This is a genomic window from Micromonospora sp. ANENR4, from assembly GCF_015354395.1.
In the GTDB taxonomy this organism is placed as follows: Bacteria; Actinomycetota; Actinomycetes; order Mycobacteriales; family Micromonosporaceae; genus Micromonospora; species Micromonospora aurantiaca.
The window spans coordinates 211,457-236,728 of sequence record NZ_JADKYQ010000003.1; the positions used below are offsets into that span (position 1 = coordinate 211,457).

Genomic DNA, 25,272 nt, shown 5'->3' on the forward strand with positions numbered 1-25,272 from the left:
TCATGGAGCGGTTGACGGCGGACGAGCGGCTCACCCTGAAGACCGGCGCGTTCGGTGCCGTGTTCCTGGTCTCCAACGCCGTACCGGGGGTGCTGGCGATGGTGCGGGAGAGCTTCGCCGCCTCCGGCGCGCTCGGCGAGGTGGGCGGCGTGGTGAAGGAGGCGCTGACCACCGGGCCGCTGCCGCAACTCCCTCGGGACTCGGTCCTGGAGGTCGAGTCGGTGGTGCTGCCCGCGCTGGGCCGGTCGGTGGAGATCCTGCGCGCCAAGTCGCCGGGGGACGTCGAGACGTACCGGTCGGTGGTGCTGGACGCGGCGGATCGGGTGGCGCAGGCGCACCGGGGGATCGAGCCGGCCGAGGCGGCGGCGATCGAGAAGATCCGGCAGGCGCTGACCGAGGCGGCGTGACGGCGGTGAGTTGCGTCACTCCGGGCCGCCGGGGCGGCCATGCTACTTGCGGGTAACATTGCCTCGTGGGGAAGTGCACAGCTGCCCGCGGTTGACCCACGTTGCGTCACGCGGGAGGCTGCGCCCGTGACTGGGCGAGTGATCGCTACACCAAACAGGAGGGTCGTCGAAGCGCGATGAACATCGTCGTACTCGTCAAGCAGGTGCCCGATTCGGGCGCGGACCGCAACCTGCGTTCTGACGACAACACCGTCGACCGCGGTTCGGCGAACAACGTCATCAACGAGATGGACGAGTACGCCATCGAGGAGGCGTTGAAGATCAAGGAGGCGCACGGCGGCGAGGTCACCATCCTGACCATGGGTCCGGACCGGGCGACCGAGTCGATCCGCAAGGCGCTCTCCATGGGCCCGGACAAGGCCGTCCACGTCGTCGACGACGCCCTGCACGGCTCCTGCGCGGTGGCCACCTCGAAGGTGCTCGCCGCCGCCCTCGGTCAGCTGGGCGCCGACCTGGTCATCTGCGGCGCCGAGTCGACCGACGGCCGGGTGCAGGTCATGCCGCACATGATCGCCGAGCGGCTGGGCGTGGCCGCCCTGACCGGCGCGCGCAAGCTCACCGTCGACGGGTCCAGCCTGACCGTCGAGCGGCAGACCGAGGAGGGCTACGAGGTGGTCACCGCCTCGACCCCGGCCGTGGTCTCCGTCTGGGACACCATCAACGAGCCGCGCTACCCGTCCTTCAAGGGGATCATGGCGGCCAAGAAGAAGCCGGTGCAGACGCTCTCCCTGGGCGACCTGGGCGTGGCCCCGGCCGAGGTGGGCTTCGACGGCGCCACCAGCGCTGTGGTGGAGCACTCCAAGCGCCCGCCGCGCTCCGGCGGCGAGAAGATCACCGACGAGGGCGAGGGCGGCGTGAAGCTGGTCGAGTTCCTCGCCACCGAGAAGTTCGTGTGAGAGGTCACTGACATGTCTGAGGTTCTCGTCGTCGTCGAAGCCACCAAGGAATTCGGCGTCAAGAAGGTCACCCTGGAGATGCTCACCCTCGCCCGCGAGCTGGGCAGCCCGAGCGCGGTCGTCCTCGGTGGCGCCGGCGCCGCCGAGGCGCTGAGCGCCAAGCTCGGCGAGTACGGCGCGGAGAAGATCTACGCGGCCGAGGGTGAGGAGATCGACGGCTACCTGGTGGCCCCCAAGGCGACTGTGGTCGCCGAGCTGGTCAAGCGCGTCCAGCCGGCCGCCGTGCTGCTCGCCTCGTCGCAGGAGGGCAAGGAGATCGCCGCCCGCCTCGCGGTCAAGCTGGACAACGGCATCCTGACCGACGTGGTCGGCCTGGCCGCCGACGGCACCGCCACCCAGGTGGCGTTCGCCGGCTCCACCATCGTCAAGTCCAAGGTCACCAAGGGCCTGCCGCTGGTCACCGTCCGGCCGAACTCGCTCAACCCGGCCCCGGCCGCTGCCACCCCGGCGGTCGAGCAGCTCACCGTGTCGGTCACCGACGCGGACAAGCTGGCCAAGGTCGTCGAGCGGGTCGCCGAGCAGAAGGGCTCCCGCCCCGAGCTGACCGAGGCGTCGGTGGTCGTCTCCGGCGGCCGCGGTGTCGGCAACGCCGACAACTTCAAGCTGGTCGAGGAGATGGCCGACCTGCTCGGCGGCGCGGTCGGCGCGTCCCGCGCGGCAGTCGACTCCGGCTACTACCCGCACCAGTTCCAGGTGGGCCAGACCGGCAAGACCGTCTCCCCGCAGCTCTACGTCGCGCTGGGCATCTCCGGCGCGATCCAGCACCGGGCCGGCATGCAGACCTCGAAGACCATCGTCGCGGTGAACAAGGACGCCGAGGCGCCGATCTTCGAGCTGGCCGACTACGGCGTGGTCGGCGACCTGTTCAAGGTCGTCCCGCAGGCCGCCGAGGAGATCCGCAAGCGCAAGTGAGCGTCGCGTGACAGAAGGCCGCCGCCCGGTGCACCGGGCGGCGGCCTTTCTCGTAGGGAGCTGATCGGCGGGCCGGGGAGCTGAGCCGGCCCGCCGATCAGCCCGTCAGGGTGCCCCTCAGCAGGCTGTCGCCGGAGTGGCCGGGCTTGTTGTCGTACTGCTCCGCGCTGACGTCGACCACGGTGTAGGTACGCAGGTCGACGTTCGGGGGGATCGGCAGGAGCGCGTCCCCTGATCCGTTGCTCAGCGTACCCACGGAGAACATATCCATCGTGTTCGGATCGATCAGCCAGACCTCGTAGTACCCCGGAACGGTCGGGAGATTCGCCACGTGCAGATGCAATCGGTTGTCGCCGAGCACCCGGGCGTCGCCGGAGGCGTCCTTCGGCGTCGAACCGAACGCGGCGAGCGGCGCGCTGGCCAGCACAGACGGCTGCGGATCGGCCGGCTCGCCACCGCCGCCGCCGAGCACCGCGGCCGTACCGGCCACGCCGATCACCGCGGCGGCGGTGGCGGTGACCGCCGTGGTCGCCCACCCGGGCCAGCGCCGGGTCCGCCGCGGACGACGTGCCACGACGGGTACGGCGGCCGGCTCCACCGGGTCGGCCGGGCGCGGCAGGCGCCGATCGGTCAGCGTCGGCAGCTCCTCGGCGGCCCGGATCTCGGCCACGATGCCCTGCCAGATGTGCTCGGGCGGGTCGGGCAGCTCGGCCAGTCCCTGCGTGCCCGCGCCGAGCCCGGCGACGTGCTGGAGCGTCTCCATCTCGCCCCGGCAGTGGTCGCAGGTGTCCAGATGGGTGGCCTCGCCGTCAGCCGCCTCGCTCTCACCGAGCGCCAGAAAGACCAGCCGGTCGTGGTCCAGGTGCTGCACCGTCCACCTCCCATCTGCGTTTCAGGCTCTGCATGCCGCGTCTGATGTGACTCTTGACGGTGCCGAGCGGCACTCCGGTCACCGCCGCGATCTGCTGATGTGTCAGGTCGTCGTAGAACGCCAGCTCCAGCATCCGGCGCTGCTCGTCGGGAAGCCGGGCCAGCTCGTCGGCGACCACCAGCCGGTCGACCACCGTGTCCGGGTCGGGGCCGGTGGAGACCGGTTCCGGCAGTTGCTTCACCGTCTCGACCACCCGGGTCTCCCGGGCCGAGGCCCGGATCCGGTCGACCACCTTGCGCCGCCCGATTCCGAGCAGCCAGCCGACCAGTGAGCCTTTCGCCGGGTCGAACGTCTCCCGGCCGAGCCAGGCGGCGACGAACGTCGCCTGGGTCACGTCCTCGGCGTCACTGCGGTTCACGAGCGTCGTGGTGGCCAGGTGCAGCACCGCCCGCCCGTACCTGTCGTACGCCTCTCGCAGGGCCGCCTCGTCGCCGTCGCGGAACCGGGTGGCGAGGTCGTCCTCGCCCGGCGGTTCGGGGCCCTGCCTGGCCGCCGTCACCGGGCGGCTCGCCTTCCGTGGGGCATGCCCGACTGTAACTCCCACAGCCCTCGCCCCACTCTCCCGGTGTGTCGGTCACGACCCTCGTCACCTCTCCTTCGTCGCCGGAGGGTCCGGCGGATGCGCCCGGAGACGGGAAAAAGAAATCGGATCCGGGCGCATCCGGGGGCGACGGAGCCGGCGTAACCCGTTCTGCAAGCCAGGCCTGACGAATCAGCATCAACCACCAGGAGGCAGACAATGCAGTACGCGATGTTCCGTCGGGTCGCCGCGGGCGGCGCGGTGGCCGCCCTCACCTTCGCCGGCGTCGGCGCCGCCACCATGAGCCCGGCCTACGCCGCCTCGTCGAAGGTCTCCGTGGTCCACGGCATCCCGGACACCCCGGTCGACGTGTACGTCAACGGCGAGAAGACGCTGAACAACTTCAAGCCCGGTGACGTGGCCGGCCCGCTCACCCTGCCCGAGGGGGAGTACGACATCGCCCTGACCAAGCCCGGTGAGGCGGTCGACAAGGCGATCCTGAAGGTGGACGACGCGAAGGTGCCGGGCGGGGCGAACATCAGCCTCGCCGCCCACCTGAGCGCCGCCGGCGAGCCGCAGATCACCCCGTTCGTCAACGACGTGTCCAAGGTGGGTGCCGGCAAGGCCCGGCTGATCGTCCGGCACACCGCCGCCGCCCCGGCCGTCGACGTGCGGGCCGGCGGCAAGCCGGTCTTCGAGGACCTGACCAACCCGAAGGAGGCGAAGGCGGACGTGGCCGCCGGCTCGGTCGAGGCGGACGTGGTGCTCGCCGGCACCGACACCGTCGCCATCGGCCCGGCCGACCTGAACCTGAAGGAGGGCACCGCCACCATCGTCTACGCGATCGGCTCGGCCGAGGCGAAGAACCTGAGCGTGGTCGCCCAGACCATCAACGGGCTGCACTCGGCGCCGGGCGGCGTGCCCAGCGGCACCGGCGGCCAGGCCGGCACCGGCGTGGACACCTGGTGGTACGTGCTGGCCGGGGCCGGCGTGCTGCTCCTGGTCGGCGGCGGGGCGCGGGTGGCGGCAACCGCCCGGGCCGGTCGCCGGTGACGGTGCGCAACCGCGGGGCGCTGGCGGCGATGGCCGCCGGCGCCGCCGCGCTCATCCTGGCGACGGTGGTGGCGTGCGGATCGGAGCCCGCCGAGGACGTCGGCGGCGACGAGGTGACCGCCCTGGCGAGCGCCACACCCACGCCCACGCCGGCGGCGACCGGCGGCGGTTCGGTCCCGGTGAACCCGGGGACGCTGCCCGGCGACAGCGAGATCGTGCCGCCGGTGAAGCTGAGCATCCCGCCGATCCGGGTCACCGCGACAGTCAACCCGGTCGGCGTCAACGAGCGCACCGACGAGTTCGAGGTGCCGCCCAGCGTGGACCAGGTCGGCTGGTACCGCTACGGCCCCGGCCTGGAGGCCGGCGCCGGCTCGGTGGTGATCGCCGGGCACGTGGACAGCGCCGAGCAGGGCAAGGGGGCGTTCTTCCGGCTGCGTGAGCTGGGCCAGGGGGACGAGCTGACCGCCACCGGCTCGGACGGCCGCGAGCGCGCCTACCGGGTGGTGGCCCGGGAGGAGTACCGGAAGTCGAAGATCCCGCTGGAGCGGTACTTCGCCCGCGACGGGAAGCCCCGTCTCACGCTGATCACCTGCGGCGGGCCGTTCGACGCGAAGACCCGCAGCTACCGGGACAACATCGTGATCACAGCCGTTCCCGCGTGATCACGGGCGTTCCGCGTGAGCGGCCGGACCGCCCCGGGTGGGACGGGGCGGTCCGGCCCCCGGCGCCGGGTACGCAGGCCGTTAGGCTGAACCGTGATGGCATACCTTGATCACGCGGCGACGACCCCGATGCTGGACGAGGCACTCGAGGCGTACGTCGCCGTCGCCCGCGAGGTGGGCAACGCGTCGTCGTTGCACGCGGCGGGTCGCCGGGCCCGGCGACGGGTGGAGGAGTCCCGCGAGCGGGTGGCCGCCGCGCTCGGTGCCCGCCCCTCCGAGGTGATCTTCACCGGCGGCGGCACGGAGAGCGACAACCTCGCCGTGAAGGGCGTCTTCTGGGCCCGCCGCGACGCCCGGGCCGAGCGGGTCCGGGTCGTCTCCAGCGCAGTCGAGCACCATGCCGTGCTCGACGCGGTGGACTGGCTGGTCGAGCACGAAAGCGCGGAGGCCGGCCGGCTGCCGGTCGACGCGGCCGGGCGGCTCGACCCGGAACGCCTGCGCGCCGAGCTGGCCGAGCACGGCGAGCGCGTCGCGGTGGTCACCGCCATGTGGGCGAACAACGAGGTGGGCACCGTCCAGCCGGTGGCCGAGCTGGCCGCCGTCGCCGCCGAGCACGGGGTGCCGTTCCACACCGACGCCATCCAGGCGGTCGGGCAGGTACCTGTCGACTTCGCCGCCAGCGGCGTGTCGGCGCTCACCGTGACCGGGCACAAGCTCGGCGGCCCGACCGGCGTGGGCGCGCTGCTGCTGGCCCGCGACGTCCCGGCCACCCCGCTGCTGCACGGCGGCGGCCAGGAACGCGACGTGCGTTCCGGGACGCTCGACACCGCGGGCATCGTCGCGTTCGCGGTCGCCGTCGAGGCCGCGGTGAAGGGCCAGCAGGAGTACGCGGCCCGCGTCGCCGCGCTCCGCGACGAGCTGGTCGAGCGGGTCCGGCAGGCCGTCCCCGAGGTGATCTTCAACGGTGACCCGGCCGACCGGCTCCCCGGCAACGCGCACTTCTCCTTCCCCGGCTGCGAGGGGGACGCGCTGCTGCTGCTCCTGGACGCCCAGGGCATCGCCTGCTCGACCGGGTCGGCCTGCTCGGCCGGCGTGGCCCAGCCCTCGCACGTCCTGCTGGCGATGGGCGCCGACGACGACCGGGCCCGGTCCTCGCTGCGCTTCACGCTCGGCCACACGAGCACCGGCGCGGACGTGGACGCGCTGATCGCCGCGCTCCCGGCGGCGGTGGAGCGGGCCCGCCGCGCGGCCGCCCTCCGTACGCCCCGCTGACCCGGATACCCTCGGTGAGGACGAGGGGAGTGGGCCGGTGAGGGTTCTGGCGGCGATGTCGGGCGGGGTGGACTCCGCCGTCGCGGCGGCGCGGGCGGTGGAGGCCGGGCACGACGTGACGGGCGTGCACCTGGCGCTGGCCCGTAACCCGCAGACGTACCGCACCGGTGCTCGCGGCTGCTGCACGCTGGAGGACTCCCGGGACGCCCGGCGCGCCGCCGACGTGCTCGGCATCCCGTTCTACGTGTGGGACATGGCCGACCGGTTCCACGACGACGTGGTGGACGACTTCGTGGCCGAGTACGCCGCCGGGCGTACCCCGAATCCCTGCCTGCGCTGCAACGAGAAGATCAAGTTCGCCGCGGTGCTGGACCGGGCCGTGGCCCTGGGCTTCGACGCGGTGGTGACCGGCCACCACGCCCGGCTCGGCGCCGACGGCCTTCTGCGGCGCAGCGTCGACGCGGCCAAGGACCAGTCGTACGTGCTGGCGGTGCTGACCCGCGCGCAGCTCGACCGGTCGATCTTCCCGCTGGGCGACTCGACGAAGGCCGAGGTGCGCGCGGAGGCCGCCCGGCGCGGCCTGGCGGTGGCCGACAAGCCCGACTCGCACGACATCTGCTTCATCGCCGACGGCGACACCCGCGGCTTCCTCGCGGAGCGGCTCGGTGAGGCGCCGGGCCAGGTGGTGGACGCGCTCACCGGCGCGGTGGTGGGCAGCCACAGCGGCGCCTACCAGTACACCGTCGGGCAGCGGCGCGGCCTGCACCTGGACCGCCCGGCGCCGGACGGCCGCCCCCGCTACGTGCTGTCCATCACCCCGACCACCAACACGGTGACCGTCGGCCCGGCCGAGGCGCTGGAGGTCTCGGACGTGCGCGCCACGCGCCCGGTGTGGACCGGCGGGCCACGCCCGGACGGGCCGGTCGAGTGCGAGGTGCAGCTGCGGGCCCACGGCGACGTGGTGCCGGCCGCCGTCGAGGTCGACGCCGACGGCCTGCGCGCGTCGCTGCGCCGCCCGGTCCGCGGTGTCGCCGCCGGCCAGGCGATCGTGGCCTACCGGCCGGACCCGGCCGGCGACGTGGTCCTCGGCTCCGCCACCATCACCGCCGCCTGACCTCGTACGGGCAGCGGATAGGCTGCGGCCGTGACTGAGCAGGCGTGGCCCTGGCCCACCGGCGCGGCGACCGGGATCGGGTCGCTGCCCGGCACCGACATCGCCGAGGCGCAGCGGATCGTGCTCGGCGAGCTGCCCGCCCTGCCGCACCTGCCCGAACTGCCCGCCCGAGGGCCGGGCGCGGACCTCGTCGGCCGCAGCGCCGGCCTGCTCGTCGAACTGCCTGTCGAGCTGTACGCGGCCCGCTGGCGCATCGCCCCGCGCCCCGGCCGGGACCTGCGCCGCGCCCGCGACCTGATGGAACGCGACCTCGACCAGCTGGCCGAGCAGGCCGAGGAGTACGCCGGCCCGGTCAAGGTCCAGGCCGCCGGGCCGTTCACCCTGGCCGCCGCGCTGGAGCTGCCGATCGGCGGCCGGATGCTGCGCGACCCCGGCGCGGTACGCGACCTCGCCGGTTCGCTCGGCGAAGGGCTGCGCGGGCACGTCGAGGCGGTGACCCGGCGGCTGCCCCGCGCCTCGGTGCTGCTCCAGCTCGACGAGCCGTCCCTGCCGGCGGTGCTGGCCGGGCGGGTGCCCACCGAGAGCGGCCTCGGCACCCACCGTCCGGTGGAGACCGAGGTGGCGCGGGCGCTGCTGCGCGACGTGATCGAGGCGGCCGGCGTACCGGCGCTCGTGCACTGCTGCGCGCCGGACGTACCGCTGGAGCTGATCCGCTCCGCCGGTGCGGCAGGCGTCGCGCTCGACCTGTCGCTGGTCACCGACCTCGACCCGCTCGGCGAGGCGATCGACGCCGGGCTCGGGCTGCTGGCCGGCGCCGCGCCGACGCTGCCGCCGCCGTCCGGCCGGGCGCCGACGTCGGCCCAGGTCGCCGACCGGGTGCGGCGGGTCTGGGACCAGCTCGGCTTCCCTCGCCGCCGGCTGGCCGAGCAGGTGGTGGTCACTCCCGCGTGCGGCCTGGCCGGCGCCACCCCGGGGTACGCCCGCGCGGTGCTCACCGCCTGCCGCGACGCGGGCCGGCGGCTCGCCGAGGACTGACGTTTTTCCGTCGTACCCGCCGGGCACGATGACCGGCATGATTGGACGACTGCGTTCCACAGTGATCGACTGCCCCGATCCGCACGCGCTCGCCGCCTTCTACTCCGAGCTGCTCGGCCTGCCGCTGGTGGAGGAGAACTCCGACGGCGACGAGTGGGTGGTGCTCGGCGGTCCACCCGGGCACCAGCCACGGGTGGCCTTCCAACGGGCGCCGGGCCTGCGCGCCCCCGACTGGCCCGACCCGGCCCGGCCGCAGCAGTTCCACCTCGACGTGACAGTCGACGACATCGAGGCGGCCGAGAAGGCGGCGCTGGCGCTCGGCGCGCGGCGGCTACCGGGCGAGGGGGAGGGCTTCCGGGTCTACGCCGACCCGGCCGGCCACCCGTTCTGCCTCTGCTGGGACTGATCTTCCCCGGCTTGCGTGGTGGGGGCATGATCGCCACCGTGACCGCCTCCACCGCCACCGGCCGCGCCGCCGGTTCGCTGTTCGGCCTGGCCTACGGCGACGCCCTGGGCAAGCCGACCGAGTTCCTCACCGTCACCGAGATCGTCCGCCGCTACGGTCCGGCCGGTCCGCGCGAGCTGACCGGCGACCCGGCCCTGGTCACCGACGACACCCAGATGGCGCTCGCCGTGGCGTGGGCGCTGCACGACGCGCCCGCGTACACGGCCGAGGCGGTGGAGCCGCTGCTGCGGCAGCGCTTCGTCGACTGGTCCATCAGCCCGGAGAACAACCGCGCCCCCGGCATGACCTGCCTGCGGGCCTGCGCCGAGCTGGCCCGGGGTGCCCGCTGGCAGGAGGCCACTGTCGCCGGCTCGAAGGGCTGCGGCGCTAACATGCGCGTCACCCCGGTCGGGCTGCTCGACGTCGACCTGGACACGATGGCCGGGCTGGCCCAGCTCCAGGCCGGCCTCACCCACGGCCATCCGACCGGGCTGGCGGCGAGCGAGCTGACCGCGTACGCGGTCCGGCTGCTGCGCGACGGCGCTGCGCTGCCGGAACTGCCCGGCCTGCTCACCGATCGGGCCCGGGAGCAGCGCACCGTCTACCGCGACGACTGGCTCGGTGACCTGTGGCAGCGGCCCGGCGAGAGCAGCGCGGCCGAGTTCGTCGCCCGGGGCTGGGACGACTGCCTGCGCGTGCTCGGCCGGCTGGAGGCGGCGCTGGCCCGCCCGGACGACGGCGGCGACCCGTGCCGGCTCACCGGCGAGGGGTGGATCGCCGAGGAGGCGCTCGCCACCGCGTTGCTCTGCGCGCTGCGCCACCGCGACGACCCGGTCGGCGCGCTGGCCCGGGGCGCCACCACGGCCGGTGACTCGGACTCCATCGCCGCGCTGGCCGGCGCGTTCGTCGGCGCCGCGTACGGCATCGCCGCCTGGCCCGCCGGGTGGGCCGGCCGGATCGAGTACGCCGGTCAGCTCACCGCGCTCGCCGCCGCGTTCGACGGGGAGGCGTCCGGCGGCGGCTCCCGCGGCGAGGGGTGACGCGCTCGCTCAGCCGGCGAGGTGGCTCAGCCGCCGGACACCACGCCACAGGTCCGGGTCGCAGGTGCCGGCCCGGTCGGCGAACGCGCCCAGCGGCACCGGGATCGGCTCGCTCACGTCGAGGTAGCTGTCGTGGTCGGCGCCCGGATCCCAGTCCCGGGTCGGGATCGGCAGGTGGTCGTCCCGGTCCGACTTGTCCTGGCTGGTGATCTTCAGTACCTCGGCGTCCCCGCCGTCGACCCGCAGCACCAGACAGGGACGCACCTTCGAACCGGTCCCGTCGGCGTACGGCACGTCGGCCCACCAGATCTCCCCGGGGCGCGGCTCGTCCCGGTCCCGCCCGGCGCCCCGGGGCCTCGGCGCCGCGCCGGCGCGGTCACCCCGTGGCCCGGTGCCGGCCCGCTCGTCGCCGCGCCCTCCGCCGGGCCGGTCGGTGCCGGTCCGGCCGCCACGCCCGGTGTCCCGCCGCCCGTCGGCCCGGCCGCGCGTGCCGGCGGCGCGGTCGGCCGCGCGGCGGCGCCACTCGTTCCACAGCCAGCCGGCCGCGACGCAGGCCACGATCACCAGCGCCCAGATCACCCCGTCGCGCATCCGCCGCCCGCCTTCCGACCGTTGTCGCCCACTACCGCCGACGCGATCGTCGCACGGCCGCGGCGGACCCGCCCGGGTGGCGCGGCGGGCACCGGTCCGCCCTGCTCGGCGCAGGTGACCGGACGGCTGTCACAGCCGACCGCTACGGTTCTCGGGTAGCACCAACACGGGAGGTCGACAGCGGTGTCCGAAGGCGGCGGCGTGTCCGAAGAAGCGGTTCCCCCAGCGGTCGACGCGGCCCAGGACGCGGCGGCCGGCGCCGAGCCGACCCCGGCGGCCCGGGAGCGGCACGCCACGCTCAGCCAGGAGCTGACCGAACACCAGTACCGCTACTACGTCCTCGACGCGCCGACCGTCACCGACGCCGAGTTCGACGAGCAGCTGCGGGAGCTGGAGGCGCTGGAGGCCGAATACCCGGCGCTGCGCACCCCCGACTCACCCACCCAGCGGGTCGGCGGCACCTTCTCCACCGACTTCACCCCGGTCGCGCACGCCGAGCGGATGCTCTCGCTCGACAACGCCTTCGCCGACGAGGAACTGGCCGCCTGGTCCGAGCGGGTCGAGCGGGACGCCGGCGGCCCGGTGCCCTACCTGTGCGAGCTGAAGGTCGACGGGCTCGCCATCAACCTCACCTACTCCAAGGGCCGGCTGGTGCGCGCGGCCACCCGGGGCGACGGCCGCACCGGCGAGGACGTCACCGCCAACGTGCGCAGCATCAAGGGTGTGCCGGCCCGGCTGACCCCGGCCGACGACTTCCCCGACGTGCCCGATCTCCTGGAGGTGCGCGGCGAGATCTACTTCCCGGTGGCCGCGTTCGCCGACCTGAACGCGAGCCTGGTCGAGCAGGGCAAGGCGCCGTTCGCCAACCCGCGCAACGCCGCCGCCGGCAGCCTGCGGCAGAAGGACCCCCGGGTGACCGCCTCCCGCCCGCTGCGCCTTGTGGTGCACGGCATCGGCGCGCGCACCGGGTTCCGGCCGGCCGCGCAGTCCGAGTCGTACGCCGCGCTCAAGGCGTGGGGGCTGCCCACCAGCGACCGGTGGCGGGTGGTGGACGACCTGGCCGGCGTCGCTGACTACATCGCCTACTACGGCAAGCACCGGCACGACGTCGAGCACGAGATCGACGGCGTGGTGGTCAAGGTCGACCCGGTCTCCATCCAGGGCCGCCTCGGCTCGACCAGCCGCGCGCCCCGCTGGGCGATCGCCTTCAAATATCCGCCGGAGGAGGTGAACACCAAGCTGCTCGACATCGAGGTGGAGGTCGGGCGCACCGGCCGGGTCACCCCGCGCGCCGTGCTCGAACCGGTCCGGGTGGCCGGCTCCACCGTCGCCTACGCCACCCTGCACAACGCCCGCGAGGTCGAGCGCAAGGGCGTGCTCATCGGCGACACGGTGGTGCTGCGCAAGGCCGGCGACGTGATCCCCGAGGTGCTCGGCCCGGTGGTCGAGTTGCGCCCGGCCGACGCCCGCCCGTTCGTCATGCCGACCACCTGCCCGGCCTGCGGCACCCCGCTCGCGCCGGCCAAGGAGAGCGACGTCGACATCCGCTGCCCCAACGGGCGCGCCTGCCCCGGTCAGATCCGCGAGCGGGTCTTCTACCTGGCCAGCCGCAAGGTGCTCGACATCGAGGTGCTCGGCGAGAGGGGCGCGGCGGCGCTTCTGGACGCCCAGATCATCACCAACGAGGGCGACCTGTTCCAGCTCGACGCCGAGCAGTTGAGCCGGTCGCCGTTCTTCGTCAACAAGGACGGCAGCCTGGGCAGCAACGCCACCAAGCTGCTCGAGAACCTCGCCGAGGCCAAGGAACGCGACCTGTGGCGCGTGCTGGTGGCGCTGTCCATCCGGCACGTCGGCCCGACCGCCGCCCAGGCGCTCGCCCGGCACTTCCGCTCGGTCGCCGCGATCGAGGCCGCCGGTGAGGAGGAGCTGTCCTCCGTGGACGGCGTCGGCCCGACCATCGCCGCGAGCGTGAAGGAGTGGTTCGCCGTCGACTGGCACCGCGACGTGGTGCGCAAGTGGGCCGAGGCGGGCGTCCGGATGGCCGAGGAGGCCGCCGACGAGGGGCCGCGACCGCTCGACGGCGTCACTGTGGTGGTCACCGGCACGCTGAGCGGGTTCAGCCGCGACCAGGCGGCCGAGGCGATCCAGGTCCGGGGCGGCAAGGTGACCGGCTCGGTCTCCAAGAAGACGGGTTTCGTGGTGGTCGGCGACAACCCCGGCTCCAAGGCCGACAAGGCCGCCACCCTGAAACTGCCGATCCTCGACGAGGACGGCTTCCGGGTGCTGCTCGACTCCGGCCCGGAGGCGGCCCGCGAGGTGGCCCGGGTGGAGGACTGACAGGCTGGTCACAGCTTTCGTCCGGCGGATACCAAGTTAATTACGACTCCGACCGATTCGTGACTGTCGTGTCGGGGAAATCGCCTCGGAGGGCGTTTCATTGGCGTACGACGCGTGACGGCGCGCGCCAGGACGTTCCCCGGGAGGTGCGATGGAGACCGGCGACCCGCGTAACTCCGTCCCGCCCGGGCGGAGCGGGCCGTTCTTCGGCTTCGTCGCCGCGATCGGCGCGGTCGCTCTGCTGGTCTCGGCCGGGCCGCTCGTCGCGCTCACCGACCGGCTGACCGAGCTGCCGGCCGCGTTCTGGACGATGGCGGTGCTCGCCGTCGCCTGCGACGCCCGCCCGTTCGTCCCGCCCGGCCGCCGGCAGACGTCTGCGGTGTTCCCGTCGACCTGCTTCACCTTCGCGATCCTGCTCGGCTGGGGCTTCGGCCCGGCTGTCGCGGTGCAGGCCGTCGCCGTGGCGGTCAGCGGCTGGCGACTCGGGTACGCCCCCTGGCGCACCGGCTTCAACGCCGCGCAGTACGCGTGCGCGCTCGCCGCCGCGTACGCGGTCACCCGGCTCGGTCCGGGCGAGCTGTTCGGCGGAGGCCGGCTGCACTGGACCGACGTGGCGGCGGTGGGCGGCGCGACGCTCGCCTGGTTCGTGGTCAACTACGGGCTGGTCAGCTCCGCGGTCCGGCTGCGTTTCGGCGACAGGTGGTGGCCCAGCGTCCGCAGCGGCCTGGCGTACGAGCTGCTGTCCACCGGTTCGCTGCTGCTGCTCGCGCCGGTGCTGGTGGCCGCGGCCCGGGCCAGCGCGGCGCTGATCCCGCTGGTGCTGGTGCCGCTGTTCGCCGTCTACCGGATGGCCCGGCTCTCCGAGGAGCGGGAACAGCTCGCCGACGTGGACCCGCTCACCGGGCTGCCCAACCGCAAGGCGCTGCTCACCGAGGTGGCCGAGCAGGTGCACCTGCACGGCGAGCGGGCCGCCCGGGGCGCGCCGGACGCGCACCTGGCGCTGCTGCTGCTCGACCTCGACCGGTTCAAGCACGTCAACGACGCGCTCGGGCACGCGGTGGGGGATCGCCTGCTGGTCGAGGTGAGCGCCCGGCTGATGGGCGCTGTGGGCGCCGGTGACATGGTGGCGCGGCTCGGCGGCGACGAGTTCGCCATCGTCGTACCCCGGCTCACCGACATCGACCAGGCCCGCGAGCGGGCCGGCCGGGTGGTCGCCGCGCTCGCCGAACCGGTGCCGCTGGACGGGCTGCCGCTGGACGTGGGCGGCGCCATCGGCATCGCGCTCTACCCGGACCACGGCGAGGACTTCGCCACCCTGATGCGTCACGCCGACGTGGCCATGTACGACGCGAAGCACCGCAACGACACGGTGGCGGTGTACGCGCCGGAGTCCGACCACAACTCGGCCGAGCGCCTCAGTCTGCTGGCCGACCTGCGCCGGGTGCTGGAGTCCGGCCCGTCCGCGCAGGGCGGGGAGACGGTCGGCGTACGCGGGGGTGACGGCGCGGCCCTGACCCCGGCGCTGCCGGTGCGGGCCGACCGCCCGGCCCGCAACCAGCGCCCGGCGCGCGAGGGCGGCCGGGGACGGTCCGGTGACGGGCCGAACCGGTGGCTGCGGCGCCGCCGCGACCGCGCGGAGGAGCGGCACGACGACGACCTGATCGAGCAGATCCTCACCCGCGCCGACCCGATCCGCCGCCGGGCCGCCCGGGCCGGCGCCGGACCGGGTGCGGGTCCGCTCGTGGTCGGCGACGCGGAGTTCGCGCCGGAGACCGCCGACGCCGACGTCACCCAGGACGCGGAGGCGGCCGTGAGCACCGGCGCGCCGGGCGTCATCGGGCCGACCGCCGACGGGAGCACCGCGGCTGAGGCGGACGAGCAGGCCGGGCACCCGGGCGAGATCACCATGTACTACCAGCCGCAGATCGCCATCGCCACCGGCGAGGTGGTGGGCGTCGAGGCGCTGCTGCGCTGGCGGCACCCGCGCCGGGGCATGGTCGACCCGGGCGAGCTGATCCAGGTCGCCGAGCAGAGCGCGGTGATGCGGCTGCTCACCCGCCGCGTGGTCGACGACGTGGTGGAGCAGCTCGCCAAGTGGTCGGCGGCCGGGCTCACGCTGCGGGCCGCGCTCAACGTCAGCGTCCGGGACCTGCACACCGGCGAGATCGCCGACCAGATCGCCGACCGGCTGACCCGGTACGGCGTGCCGCCCGAGCGCCTCCAGGTGGAGATCACCGAGGGCGCGCTGATGGCCGACCCGCGGCGGGTGCTCGCCAGCATCACCCAGTTGCACCGCATCGGCGTCGGCATCGCGCTGGACGACTTCGGCACCGGCTACTCGTCGCTGCAGCACCTGCGCCGGCTCCCGCTGTCCGAGGTGAAGGTGGACAGGTCGTTCGTCCTCGGAATGGCCGAGGACCCGGACGACGCGGCGATCGTCCGCTCGATGATCGAGCTGGCCGGCGCGCTCGGGCTGCGGGTGGTCGCCGAGGGCGTGGAGGACGAGCGCACCTGGCGGCTGCTGCACGCCGCCGGGTGCGACGTGGCGCAGGGCTGGTTCCACGCCCGGCCGATGCCGGCCGAGGACCTGGTGGCCTGGCTGTCCCGCTACCGTCCGGTGCGTCCGGCGGAGGCGGTGGGCCGCGGCGGTCCGGCGCCGGAGGGGGAGTCGAAGGCGTCGTCGTGACGGCGGGACAATAGACTCGCTCCGGTCACCGCGCGTCATCGAGCACGCCCGTACGCGCGGCCGGTCCACCGCAGACGTCTCAGGACAGCCACGAAGGGGGCACTGATGGCCGCCATCTCCCGCGAGGAGGTCGCGCACCTCGCGCGACTGTCGCGGCTCGCCGTCACGGAGGAGGAACTGGACACCTTCGCCGGCCAGCTGGATGTGATCCTCCAGTCGGTCGCGCAGGTCGGCGAGGTCGCCGCGGCGGACATCCCGCCGACGTCCCACTCCGTGCCGCTGACGAACGTGCTCCGCGAGGACGTGGTGCGGCCGGGTCTGACCCCGCAGGAGGCGCTGTCGGGCGCCCCCGACGCCGAGGAGCAGCGGTTCCGCGTCCCGCGGATCCTGGACGAGGATGTGGCCTCATGAGCGAGCTGACGAAGCTGAGCGCCGTGGAGATCGCCGGGCTGGTGGCGAGCGGCGAGACCTCCGCGGTCGAGGTCACCCAGGCCCACCTGGACCGCATCGGCGCCGTCGACGATCGGGTGCACGCGTTCCTGCACGTCGACACCGAGGGAGCGCTGGCCGCCGCGCGTGCCGTGGACGAGCGCCGCGCCGCCGGTGCGGAGCTGGGCCCGCTCGCCGGTGTGCCGGTCGCGGTGAAGGACGTGCTCACCACCAAGGGCGTACCGACCACCGTCGGGTCGAAGATCCTGGAGGGCTGGCGCCCGCCGTACGACTCGACGATCGTCGAGCGGCTGCGCGACGCCGGCACGGTGATGCTCGGCAAGACGAACATGGACGAGTTCGCGATGGGCTCCTCCACCGAATACTCCGCGTACGGGCCGACCCGTAACCCGTGGGACCTGGAGCGGATTCCGGGCGGCTCCGGCGGTGGCAGCGCGGCGGCGCTGGCCGCGTACGAGGCACCGCTGTCGATCGGCTCGGACACCGGCGGCTCGATCCGCCAGCCCGGCGCGGTCACCGGCACCGTCGGCGCGAAGCCCACCTACGGCGGCACCTCCCGCTACGGCCTGGTCGCGTTCTCGTCCTCGCTGGACACGCCCGGCCCGTGCGCGCGTACCGTGCTCGACGCCGCGTTGCTGCACCAGGTGATCGGCGGTCACGACCCGCGCGACTCCACCTCGATCCCGGCCCCGGCGCCGGACGTGGTGGCCGCGGCGCGGCTCGGCGCCACCGGTGACCTGACCGGCGTGAAGCTCGGCGTGGTCACCGAGTTCACCGGTGAGGGCGCGGAGCCGGGCGTGATGGCCGCGTTCCGCGACGCGGCCGAGGCGCTGGCGAAGCTGGGCGCCGAGATCGTCGAGGTCTCCTGCCCGCACTTCAAGTACGCGCTGCCGGCGTACTACCTGATCGCGCCCAGCGAGTGCTCCTCCAACCTGGCCCGGTTCGACGGCGTCCGGTTCGGCCTGCGGGTCGGCGACGACGGCAACCGGTCGCTGGAGGAGGTCATGTCGCTGACCCGCGAGGCCGGCTTCGGCCCCGAGGTCAAGCGCCGCATCATGATCGGCACGTACGCGCTCTCGTCGGGCTACTACGACGCCTACTACGGCCAGGCGCAGAAGGTCCGCACGCTCATCACTCGGGACTTCACCAGCGCGTTCGAGCAGGTCGATGCGCTGATCTCGCCGACCACGCCGTTCGTGGCGTTCCCGATCGGTTCGCGTACCGCCGACCCGTACCAGATGTACCTGGCCGACCTGTTCACCATCCCGACGAACCTGTACGGCGGCCCGGCCATCTCGGTGCCGTGCGGCCTGTCCGACGGGCTCCCGGTCGGCTTCCAGATCATGGCGCCGACGATGGCCGACGACCGGATGTACCGGGTCGCGGCCGCGCTGGAGGGCGCCGTCGGCACGCTCACCCCGCCGGCGCTCTGAACCAAGCGGTACGGAGGCGGCCCGGCCGCCTCCGTACCGACACGGTGATCACCGATCAGTGGATTGCCCGGGGTCACTGGCACTGGTCGAATAGACTCCGAGTCTGCTGATTCGACTGGACTGTGGCCCGCTGGCGGACGCGAGCGGTTCCGACCGAGAGCTGGATGTGCGATGGGGACACTTCGCCCGGTCATGGCCCTGACGATGGTCGTCGCGTTGCTGCTGGGCGCCGGTCAACCGGCCGCCGCGCAACCGGCTACCGCCGCCACCGAGACCGTCACCATCACGTCGGGCAAGCCCCGGTCGGTGATGGTGATCGGGCAGGTCTACGCGATCCACACCGTCGAGGCGACGGGTGGCACCGGGCCGTACTCGTTGACAGTGGTGTCGGGCGGCCTGCCGACGGGGATGCTCGTGGTGGGGACGTCGCTCGGTGGTGCGCCGACCACGCCGGGGACCTACACGTTCACGCTGCGGATGACCGACAAGAACGGCCTCTTCGACGAGCAGACGGCGACGATCGAGGTACGCGAACCGACTGTCGTCATCACGTCGGGCAAGCCCCGGTCGCCCATGTACCTCGGCCGGGTGTACGCGATCCACACCGTCGAGGCGACGGGTGGCACCGGGCCGTACTCGTTGACAGTGGTGTCGGGCGGCCTGCCGACGGGAATGCTCGTGGTGGGGACGTCGCTCGGTGGTGCGCCGACCACGCCGGGCACGTACACGTTCACGTTACGGATGACCGACAAGAACGGCCGCTTCGACGAGCAGAACGCCACTGTCGTCGTCGCCGAGGCAGCGGCCGCGTTCACCTCCGGCGAACCGCCCGCTGCCACCGTCGGAAAGCGGTACTCCTTCCGGTTCACCGCCGACGGCGACTCGGACATCGTGTTCGCCCTGGCCGCCGGGGCCCTGCCGGACGGCCTCACCCTCGACGACAAGGGCAAGCTCAGCGGCACCCCGAGCAAGGCCGGTACGTTCGCCTTCACCGTCGGCGCGAAGGGGTACAGCACCAGCGCCACGAAGGAGGTGTCGCTGACCGTCGCAGCCCGCACCCCGGCCACCCCCACGGCCTCCCCGACCGGCTCGACGCCCGACCCGGACGACCCGACTGCGACGCCGACGCCGAGCGACCCGGCCGCCACGCCGTCGGAGAGCAGCCTCCCCGCGACGCCCCAGCCGACGCCCTCGCCGTCGAAGGTGAGCGGCGCGTGGCTGCCGATCACCGGACCGGGTTCGCCGCTCGTCCTGCTGCTGCTGAGCGTCGTGGCCTTCTCCATCGGCGGCATCCTGCTCGTTCTGGCCTACAACCGCCGGCGGACCTTCACCACACCCGAGTGACACCCGGCCCGGGCCCGGTCCCCGTCGCGGGGCCCGCGCGGTGATCTCGAAGCCCGGCAGCGGGGTGGCCGGGCCAGCCGATTAGGCTGGAACGGTTCTGTCCGGATCGCGCCTGGAGCTCAGATGACGACGACACTGCCCGCGTACGACGAGGTCGTCGCGCGCTTCGAACCGGTGATCGGCCTGGAGACCCACGTCGAGCTGGGCACGAACACCAAGATGTGGTGCGGCTGCCCGACCGACTTCGGCGGCGAGCCGAACACCCGGGTCTGCCCGGTCTGCCTCGGCCTGCCCGGTTCGCTGCCGGTGGCGAACAAGGCCGCCATCGAGGCGACCATCCGGATCGGGCTGGCGCTGAACTGCTCGATCGCGCAGTGGTGCCGGTTCGCCCGGAAGAACTACTTCTACCCGGACATGCCGAAGAACTTCCAGATCAGCCAGTACGACGAGCCGCTGTGCTTCGACGGCTACCTGGACGTCGAGGTCAACGGCGAGCTGGTGCGCATCGGCATCGAGCGGGTGCACCTGGAGGAGGACACCGGCAAGACGCTGCACGTCGGCGGCGCCACCGGTCGCATCCACGGCGCCACCGAGTCGCTCGTCGACTACAACCGGGCCGGCATCCCGCTCGTCGAGATCGTCACCAAGCCCATCCCCGGCACCGGCGCGCTCGCGCCCGAGGTCGCCCGCGCGTACGTCGCCGAGCTGCGTGACGTGATCCGCTCGCTCGGCGTCTCCGACGTGCGGATGGAGGAGGGCTCGCTGCGCTGTGACGTCAACACCTCCCTCAACCGGCCGGGTGAGGAGTGGGGCACCCGCACCGAGACCAAGAACGTCAACTCGCTGCGCTCGGTCGAGCGGGCGGTGCGTTCGGAGATGCTGCGCCAGGCGTCGGTGCTGGAGGCCGGTGGGCGAATCACTCAGGAGACCCGGCACTTCCACGAGGACACCGGGGACACCACGTCGGGCCGGTCCAAGGAGACCGCCACCGACTACCGGTACTTCCCGGAGCCGGACCTGGTGCCGCTCGCCCCGGACACCGCGTGGGTGGCCGAGCTGAAGGCGGCCCTGCCGGAGCTGCCGCGGCTGCGCCGCAAGCGGATCCAGCAGGAGTGGGGCCTGTCCGACCTCGACATGCAGTCGGTGGTCAACGCCGGCGCGGTCGAGCTGATCGAGGCGACTGTTGCCGCCGGTGCCACCCCTGCCGCCGCCCGGAAGTGGTGGCTGGGTGAGCTGTCCCGCCGCGCCAACGAGACCGGCGTGGAGCTGGCCGACGTGGGCGCCACCCCGGCCCAGGTCGCCGAGCTGCAGGGCCTCGTCGACGCCGGCCAGCTCAACGACAAGCTGGCCCGTACCGTGCTGGAGGGCGTGGTGGCCGGCGAGGGCTCGCCGACCGAGATCATGACCAACCGCAACCTGGAGGTCGTCTCGGACACCGGCGCGCTCACCGCCGCCGTGGACGAGGCGATCGCCGCCAACCCGGACGTCGCCGACAAGATCCGCAGCGGCAAGGTCGCGGCGGCCGGCGCGCTGGTCGGCGCGGTCATGAAGACCACCCGCGGCCAGGCGGACGCGAAGACCGTCCGCGAGCTGATCCTGGCGCGCCTCGGCGCCTGATCCGGTCGTGTGGGCCCTTTCCCGGCAGGGGAGGGGCCCTTCGTCCGCTCCTCACCCCGCAGAGGGCGTCAACGGCGACGCCCGGATGGAGTCACCGTGAACCAGCACGACCTCGACGTCCTCGACGAGATCCAGCGCCGGGTGCTCTGGCTCGCCACCCGCATCGTCGACGCGGCCAACCACGACCGCGACACCGGTGACGGGGTGAAGGTCGGCGGCCACCAGGCATCAAGCGCCTCCCTGGTCACCGCGATGACCGCGCTCTGGTTCCAGCACCTGGACGCCGAGGACCGGGTGGCGGTGAAGCCGCACGCCTCGCCGGTGTTCCACGCGATCCAGTACCTGCTCGGCAACCTCGACAAGTCGTACCTGCCCAAGCTGCGGGCGCGCGGCGGGCTCCAGTCGTACCCGTCGCGCACCAAGGACCCGGACGAGGTGGACTTCTCCACCGGCTCGGTCGGCCTGGGCGCCGCCGCGCCGCTGTTCGCCGCCGTCACCCGCCGCTACGTCGACGCGCACTTCGGCGCGCGCCCGCACTCCCGGTTCGTCGCCATCATCGGCGACGCCGAGCTGGACGAGGGCAACATCTGGGAGGCGGTCGCCGACCCGGCCACCACCGGGCTCGGCAACGTGATGTGGCTCGTCGACTTCAACCGCCAGTCGCTGGACCGGGTCGTCCCCGGCATCCGCATCAACCAGTGGCGCGGCCAGTTCGAGGCGGCCGGCTGGCACGTCGTGGAGGTCAAGTACGGCCGTCGGCTCGCCGAGGCGTACGCCCGGCCGGGTGGCGCGGCGCTGCGCGACTGGATCGACCGGATGCCCAACGAGCAGTACCAGTCGCTGTTCGGACTGGCCGGTCCGGCGCTGCGCAAGCAGTTCCTGGACGGCGCGCCGGCCGAGGTCGCCGCGTTCGTCGCCGACATCGGCGACGACGAGCTGGGTCCGCTCGTCACCGACCTGGGCGGGCACGACGCACAGGCCATGCTCGACGCGTACGCCCAGTGCGACGCGGTCACCGACCGGCCCAGCGTCGTGTTCGCGTACACGGTGAAGGGCTGGGGTCTGCCGATCGCCGGCAACCCGCGCAACCACTCGGCGCTGCTCACCACCGAGCAGATCGACGCGCTGCGCGCCGCGCACGGCCTGACCGCCGAGACCGAGTGGGACCGCCTCGACCCGGCGACCCCGGCCGGCATCCGGGCCGGCGAGCGCCGGGAGGCGCTGTCCCGCCCGCCGCGCGAGCGTGCGCTGGGCGTAACCGTTCCGGAGACCACGAGGGTACGCGCGAACAAGCCCGTCTCCACCCAGGAGGTCTTCGGCCGGGTGCTGGTCGACCTGGCCCGCGATCCGCAGGTCGCGCCCTACCTGGTGACCACCGCGCCGGACGTGGCCACCTCGACCAACCTGGCCGGGTTCATCAACAAGACGGGCGTGTTCGCCCCGACCGAGCAGCGTTCCTGGACCGAGGACCGGATGCTGCGCTGGACCGAGAGCCCCGCCGGGCAGCACATCGAGCTGGGCATCTCGGAGATGAACCTGTTCCTGCTGCTGGGCCAGCTCGGCCTGTCGTGGGACCTGTCCGGTCAGCCGCTGCTGCCGGTGGGCACCGTCTACGACCCGTTCGTGCTGCGCGGTCTCGATGCGTTCCTCTACGGCACGTACTCCGGCTCGCGGTTCGTGGTGGCCGGCACCCCGTCCGGCATCACGCTGGCGCCCGAGGGCGGCGCGCACCAGTCCACCATCACCGCATCGGTCGGCCTGGAGCTGCCCGGGGTGACGTTCCTGGAGCCCGCGTACGCCGGCAGCCTCGACTGGCTGCTCTGCGACGCGCTGGGGCAGATCGCCGGCGGCGCCGCTCCGGCCGCCACCGCCGCGCCGGCCGAGGACGGGGCGTACTACTTCCGGCTCAGCACCCGGCCGATCGACCAGGCGCCGTTCGAGGCCGCGCGTACGCGGCTCGGGGACGCGGTGCTGCGGCGGCAGGTGGTGGCCGGCGCGTACCGGCTCGTCGACGCGCACCAGGCGTACCCCGATCTGGCCGACGCCCCGGTCGTGCAGCTCGCCGCCTCCGGCGCGGTGCTGCCGGAGGTCCTGGCGGCCGCCGCCGAGCTGGCGGAGGAGGGCGTGGCCGCGCACGTCGTGGACGTGACCAGCCTGGACCGGCTCTACCGCGCGTGGCAGCGGACGCTGCGCCAGGGTGTGCGGACCGCGACAGTGCCGAGCGTGCCCGGCGCGCTGCGGTCGGCGTTCGCCGACCGGGTGCCGGTGGTCACCGTGCACGACGCCGCCTCGCACGCGATGGCCTGGCTCGGCTCGGCGGTCGGCGCCCCGGCGGTGCCGCTCGGCGTGGACGAGTTCGGCCAGTCCGGCAGCGTCCGGGAGCTGTACGAGCTGCACGACCTGCTGCCCGGCAGCATCGTCAACGCCGCGCTGGCCGCGATCGCGCTTCGCTGAGGCGGCGGCTGGTTCTCCTCACGGAGCGTGACGGCTGAACTGGCTGCGGAGAGTAACTGCCTTTGGCGGCCTCGGATTCACCTCTCGGCCCCTTTGCTCTGCAGCCATATCCGCATCACCGTCCTGAGCTGGGGCGGAGTGGAATGCCCACCGCTCTGCACCCACCCAGGCGGTGACTCTCGGTGCCTGCTGCGCCGATGGGTGCAGAGCAAAGTCGGCGGCGGGGCATGCCCGGGCCGGACGGGATTTATGACGCGGAGTGACCGGGTGTCGGTGTGGCGGAGCACCGGACTGACCGCGAGGGGAAGCGGCGAGAAAGCGGAGCCGTCAGCTCGTGGGGGTGGGGCTCAGCGTGGTCGTACCCGGCGACGGCGACTCCGACGGGCCGCGGGTCGGGGTCGGGGTCACCGGGACCTGGTCGCCCTTGGCCGGGTCGCGGATGACGTGCCGTTCCAGGTTGACCTGAGACTGCCCGGTGCCGCCCACGGTGATCTCGTCGTACGCCTGGAGCAGCTTCTGCTGGTCGAAGTAGAGCACCGTCATGGTCAGCGGGGTCGGCTTCTCGCCCTCCAGGCCGCGCAGCCCGGCACCGCCGGTCGAACCCTGCACCATCAGCGTGGTCGGCTGCTTGCCCTCCACCTGCGGCAGCTTCGACACCTGCCGGGAGTGGGTGTGCCCGGAGAGCACCAGCGGGCAGGTGCCGGAGAGCGGGCCGGCCGAGGCGGGGTCGTGGATGAGCGCGATGTCGACCTTGCGCGGCGACTTCCCGATCGTGGCGGCGAGCTGTTCACCGGCGCCGATCACCTGGTCGGCGACGGCCGAGGTGAGGCCGCTGCCGGCCGGTGAGGTCTCCTTGTCCGGGGTGAAGCGGGGGTCGCCGATGCCGGCGATGGTCAGCCCGCCCACAGTCGTGACCGAGTTGTTCAGCACGATCGCGTTCGGCTGCTGCGCCACCGCGGCGGCGGTACGCGGCGAGTCGTGGTTGCCGCGGATGAACACGTACGGCTTCTTGAGCAGGCCGATCGACCCGACGAACGACGCCTCCGGCTCGCTGCCCCAGTCGGTCATGTCGCCGGTGTCGACCACCACGTCGATGCCGAACTGCTCGACCACGGTACGGATCAGCTGCCAACCGGTCGGGTTGAGGTGGATGTCCGACACGTGCAGCACCCGGGTGGTGCCGGGCGACGGCTGCACCACCGGCAGCGCCGAGACCGTGGTGTAGAGCTTGCTGACGTTGCCGACCAGCCGCTGGAGCTGCTCGGCGTACTTGGTGTAGTCGTTCGCGATCCGCCGCGCGTCACCGACGATCGCCGGCGCGTTTACGAGCAGGCCCTCGTACCGTGGCTCCTCGATCGCCTGCGGGCGCAGCGTGCTCGCGGCCATGCCGAGGCTGCCGGCGGTCACGACCAGCGCCAGACCGCCGGCCCAGGCGGTGCGCCGGACGTCCCGGAAGACGAGCGCGGCCAGCAGCAGCGTGGCCAGCACGGTCGAGGCGAGCGTACGCAGCCCGAGCCGCATCACGCCGTCGCGGACGTCCTGGACGGCCGACTGGCTGGCCCGGCTGATGCTGGCCGGGTCGTCGATGAGCGCCTCGGTGCGCCCCTGGTCCAGCGAGCCCACCTCGACGGTGAGGTACGCCGGACCGTCGTGGCTGTCCAGCAGTAGCGCGCCCAGCGGCGGGATGTCGACTGTGGTGCCGCCGGACAGCGACGGGCTGAGCTTCAGTTCGGCCCGGAACGGGCCGATGTCGGTGCCGACGTGGCCGCCCGCGTACGTGCCGATCACGATGCCGCCGAGCGTGACCGCGAGCAGAGCCAGCACCACACCCAGCCGACGCAGCCGGTGACCGGGCCGCCACGCCGTCAGTCGGCGGGCGCGCCCGCGCTCCGGAGACGCCTCGTCCCCGGTGCGGTGCTGTTCGTTCTCGTGGCCGTCCATGCTGAGATTCTG

The 25,272-nt window shown here is 73.4% G+C and carries 21 protein-coding genes; 17 read left to right on the plus strand and 4 right to left on the minus strand.

Annotated features, from left to right (window positions below):
- Window positions 1–2 precede the first annotated feature (2 nt).
- From IRY44_RS06895 to IRY44_RS06905, 3 genes are all read left to right on the plus strand, one after another.
- Entirely contained in the window at window positions 3–407 is a 405-nt protein-coding gene (locus IRY44_RS06895; RefSeq protein WP_194799619.1) for a hypothetical protein, read from the plus strand.
- A 176-nt stretch (window positions 408–583) separates the two neighbouring features.
- On the plus strand, window positions 584–1,363 hold the full coding sequence (locus tag IRY44_RS06900) for an electron transfer flavoprotein subunit beta/FixA family protein (RefSeq protein ID WP_194799620.1): 780 nt from the start codon (window positions 584–586) through the stop codon (window positions 1,361–1,363).
- A gap of 12 nt (window positions 1,364–1,375) precedes the next feature.
- Window positions 1,376–2,335, plus strand: coding sequence for an electron transfer flavoprotein subunit alpha/FixB family protein (locus IRY44_RS06905; protein WP_194799621.1), 960 nt, complete (start codon window positions 1,376–1,378; stop codon window positions 2,333–2,335).
- Between the two features lie 97 nt (window positions 2,336–2,432).
- Here the strand turns inward: IRY44_RS06905 and IRY44_RS06910 are convergent, their stop codons facing one another.
- Window positions 2,433–3,206, minus strand: coding sequence for an anti-sigma factor (locus IRY44_RS06910; RefSeq protein ID WP_194799622.1), 774 nt, complete (start codon window positions 3,204–3,206; stop codon window positions 2,433–2,435).
- Window positions 3,160–3,765, minus strand: a complete 606-nt coding sequence (locus IRY44_RS06915) for an RNA polymerase sigma factor (RefSeq protein ID WP_013284457.1) — start codon at window positions 3,763–3,765, stop codon at window positions 3,160–3,162. Before IRY44_RS06915 ends, IRY44_RS06910 begins: the two co-directional genes overlap by 47 nt.
- A gap of 240 nt (window positions 3,766–4,005) precedes the next feature.
- Between IRY44_RS06915 and IRY44_RS06920 the strand changes: the two genes are divergently transcribed.
- The 7 genes from IRY44_RS06920 (at window position 4,006) to IRY44_RS06950 (ending at window position 10,407) form a co-directional block, all read left to right on the plus strand.
- Window positions 4,006–4,839: a DUF4397 domain-containing protein gene (locus IRY44_RS06920; protein ID WP_194799623.1), complete on the plus strand. Its 834-nt coding sequence runs from the start codon at window positions 4,006–4,008 to the stop codon at window positions 4,837–4,839.
- Window positions 4,836–5,501, plus strand: coding sequence for a class F sortase (locus IRY44_RS06925; protein ID WP_194799624.1), 666 nt, complete (start codon window positions 4,836–4,838; stop codon window positions 5,499–5,501). The genes IRY44_RS06920 and IRY44_RS06925 overlap by 4 nt, the downstream gene beginning before the upstream one ends.
- Window positions 5,502–5,597: 96 nt before the next feature.
- Complete coding sequence (locus tag IRY44_RS06930; RefSeq protein ID WP_194799625.1) at window positions 5,598–6,773, plus strand: cysteine desulfurase family protein; 1,176 nt, start codon at window positions 5,598–5,600, stop codon at window positions 6,771–6,773.
- 37 nt (window positions 6,774–6,810) lie between these two features.
- Window positions 6,811–7,887, plus strand: coding sequence for a tRNA 2-thiouridine(34) synthase MnmA (gene mnmA, locus IRY44_RS06935; RefSeq protein WP_013284461.1), 1,077 nt, complete (start codon window positions 6,811–6,813; stop codon window positions 7,885–7,887).
- A gap of 30 nt (window positions 7,888–7,917) precedes the next feature.
- Entirely contained in the window at window positions 7,918–8,922 is a 1,005-nt protein-coding gene (locus IRY44_RS06940; protein ID WP_194799626.1) for a methionine synthase, read from the plus strand.
- 37 nt (window positions 8,923–8,959) lie between these two features.
- Window positions 8,960–9,328, plus strand: coding sequence for a VOC family protein (locus tag IRY44_RS06945; protein ID WP_184682833.1), 369 nt, complete (start codon window positions 8,960–8,962; stop codon window positions 9,326–9,328).
- Window positions 9,329–9,354: 26 nt separating this feature from the next.
- Window positions 9,355–10,407 (plus strand): ADP-ribosylglycohydrolase family protein, encoded by a 1,053-nt coding sequence (locus IRY44_RS06950; protein WP_194799627.1) that lies wholly within the window; start codon window positions 9,355–9,357, stop codon window positions 10,405–10,407.
- Between the two features lie 9 nt (window positions 10,408–10,416).
- Here IRY44_RS06950 and IRY44_RS06955 read toward each other — a convergent pair whose 3' ends face one another.
- Window positions 10,417–10,998 (minus strand): type II toxin-antitoxin system PemK/MazF family toxin, encoded by a 582-nt coding sequence (locus tag IRY44_RS06955; RefSeq protein ID WP_194799628.1) that lies wholly within the window; start codon window positions 10,996–10,998, stop codon window positions 10,417–10,419.
- A gap of 183 nt (window positions 10,999–11,181) precedes the next feature.
- Here IRY44_RS06955 and ligA point away from each other — a divergent pair, with 183 nt between their 5' ends.
- The 7 genes from ligA to IRY44_RS06990 all read left to right on the plus strand — a co-directional run bounded on the left by ligA (window position 11,182) and on the right by IRY44_RS06990 (window position 23,319).
- The gene (ligA, locus tag IRY44_RS06960) at window positions 11,182–13,335 is read left to right on the plus strand and encodes an NAD-dependent DNA ligase LigA (protein WP_370584872.1); all 2,154 of its coding nucleotides are present in this window, start codon (window positions 11,182–11,184) and stop codon (window positions 13,333–13,335) included.
- Window positions 13,336–13,486: 151 nt separating this feature from the next.
- The gene (locus tag IRY44_RS06965) at window positions 13,487–16,021 is read left to right on the plus strand and encodes a bifunctional diguanylate cyclase/phosphodiesterase (RefSeq protein ID WP_194799630.1); all 2,535 of its coding nucleotides are present in this window, start codon (window positions 13,487–13,489) and stop codon (window positions 16,019–16,021) included.
- A 105-nt stretch (window positions 16,022–16,126) separates the two neighbouring features.
- The gene (gatC, locus tag IRY44_RS06970; protein WP_013284468.1) at window positions 16,127–16,432 is read left to right on the plus strand and encodes an Asp-tRNA(Asn)/Glu-tRNA(Gln) amidotransferase subunit GatC; all 306 of its coding nucleotides are present in this window, start codon (window positions 16,127–16,129) and stop codon (window positions 16,430–16,432) included.
- Window positions 16,429–17,904 (plus strand): Asp-tRNA(Asn)/Glu-tRNA(Gln) amidotransferase subunit GatA, encoded by a 1,476-nt coding sequence (gatA, locus tag IRY44_RS06975; RefSeq protein WP_194799631.1) that lies wholly within the window; start codon window positions 16,429–16,431, stop codon window positions 17,902–17,904. Before gatC ends, gatA begins: the two co-directional genes overlap by 4 nt.
- 192 nt (window positions 17,905–18,096) lie before the next feature.
- Window positions 18,097–19,248 carry a putative Ig domain-containing protein gene (locus IRY44_RS06980; RefSeq protein WP_228531620.1) on the plus strand — a complete coding sequence of 384 codons (1,152 nt, stop codon included), beginning with the start codon at window positions 18,097–18,099 and terminating at the stop codon, window positions 19,246–19,248.
- 123 nt (window positions 19,249–19,371) lie between these two features.
- A complete protein-coding gene (gene gatB / locus IRY44_RS06985; RefSeq protein WP_194799633.1) occupies window positions 19,372–20,865 on the plus strand; it encodes an Asp-tRNA(Asn)/Glu-tRNA(Gln) amidotransferase subunit GatB in 1,494 nt (497 codons plus the stop codon).
- A gap of 96 nt (window positions 20,866–20,961) precedes the next feature.
- Window positions 20,962–23,319: a pyruvate dehydrogenase gene (locus IRY44_RS06990; RefSeq protein WP_194799634.1), complete on the plus strand. Its 2,358-nt coding sequence runs from the start codon at window positions 20,962–20,964 to the stop codon at window positions 23,317–23,319.
- 327 nt (window positions 23,320–23,646) lie between these two features.
- On the opposite strand, the gene IRY44_RS06995 is transcribed toward IRY44_RS06990, so the two are convergent.
- Entirely contained in the window at window positions 23,647–25,260 is a 1,614-nt protein-coding gene (locus IRY44_RS06995; protein ID WP_194799635.1) for a metallophosphoesterase, read from the minus strand.
- Window positions 25,261–25,272 lie beyond the last annotated feature (12 nt).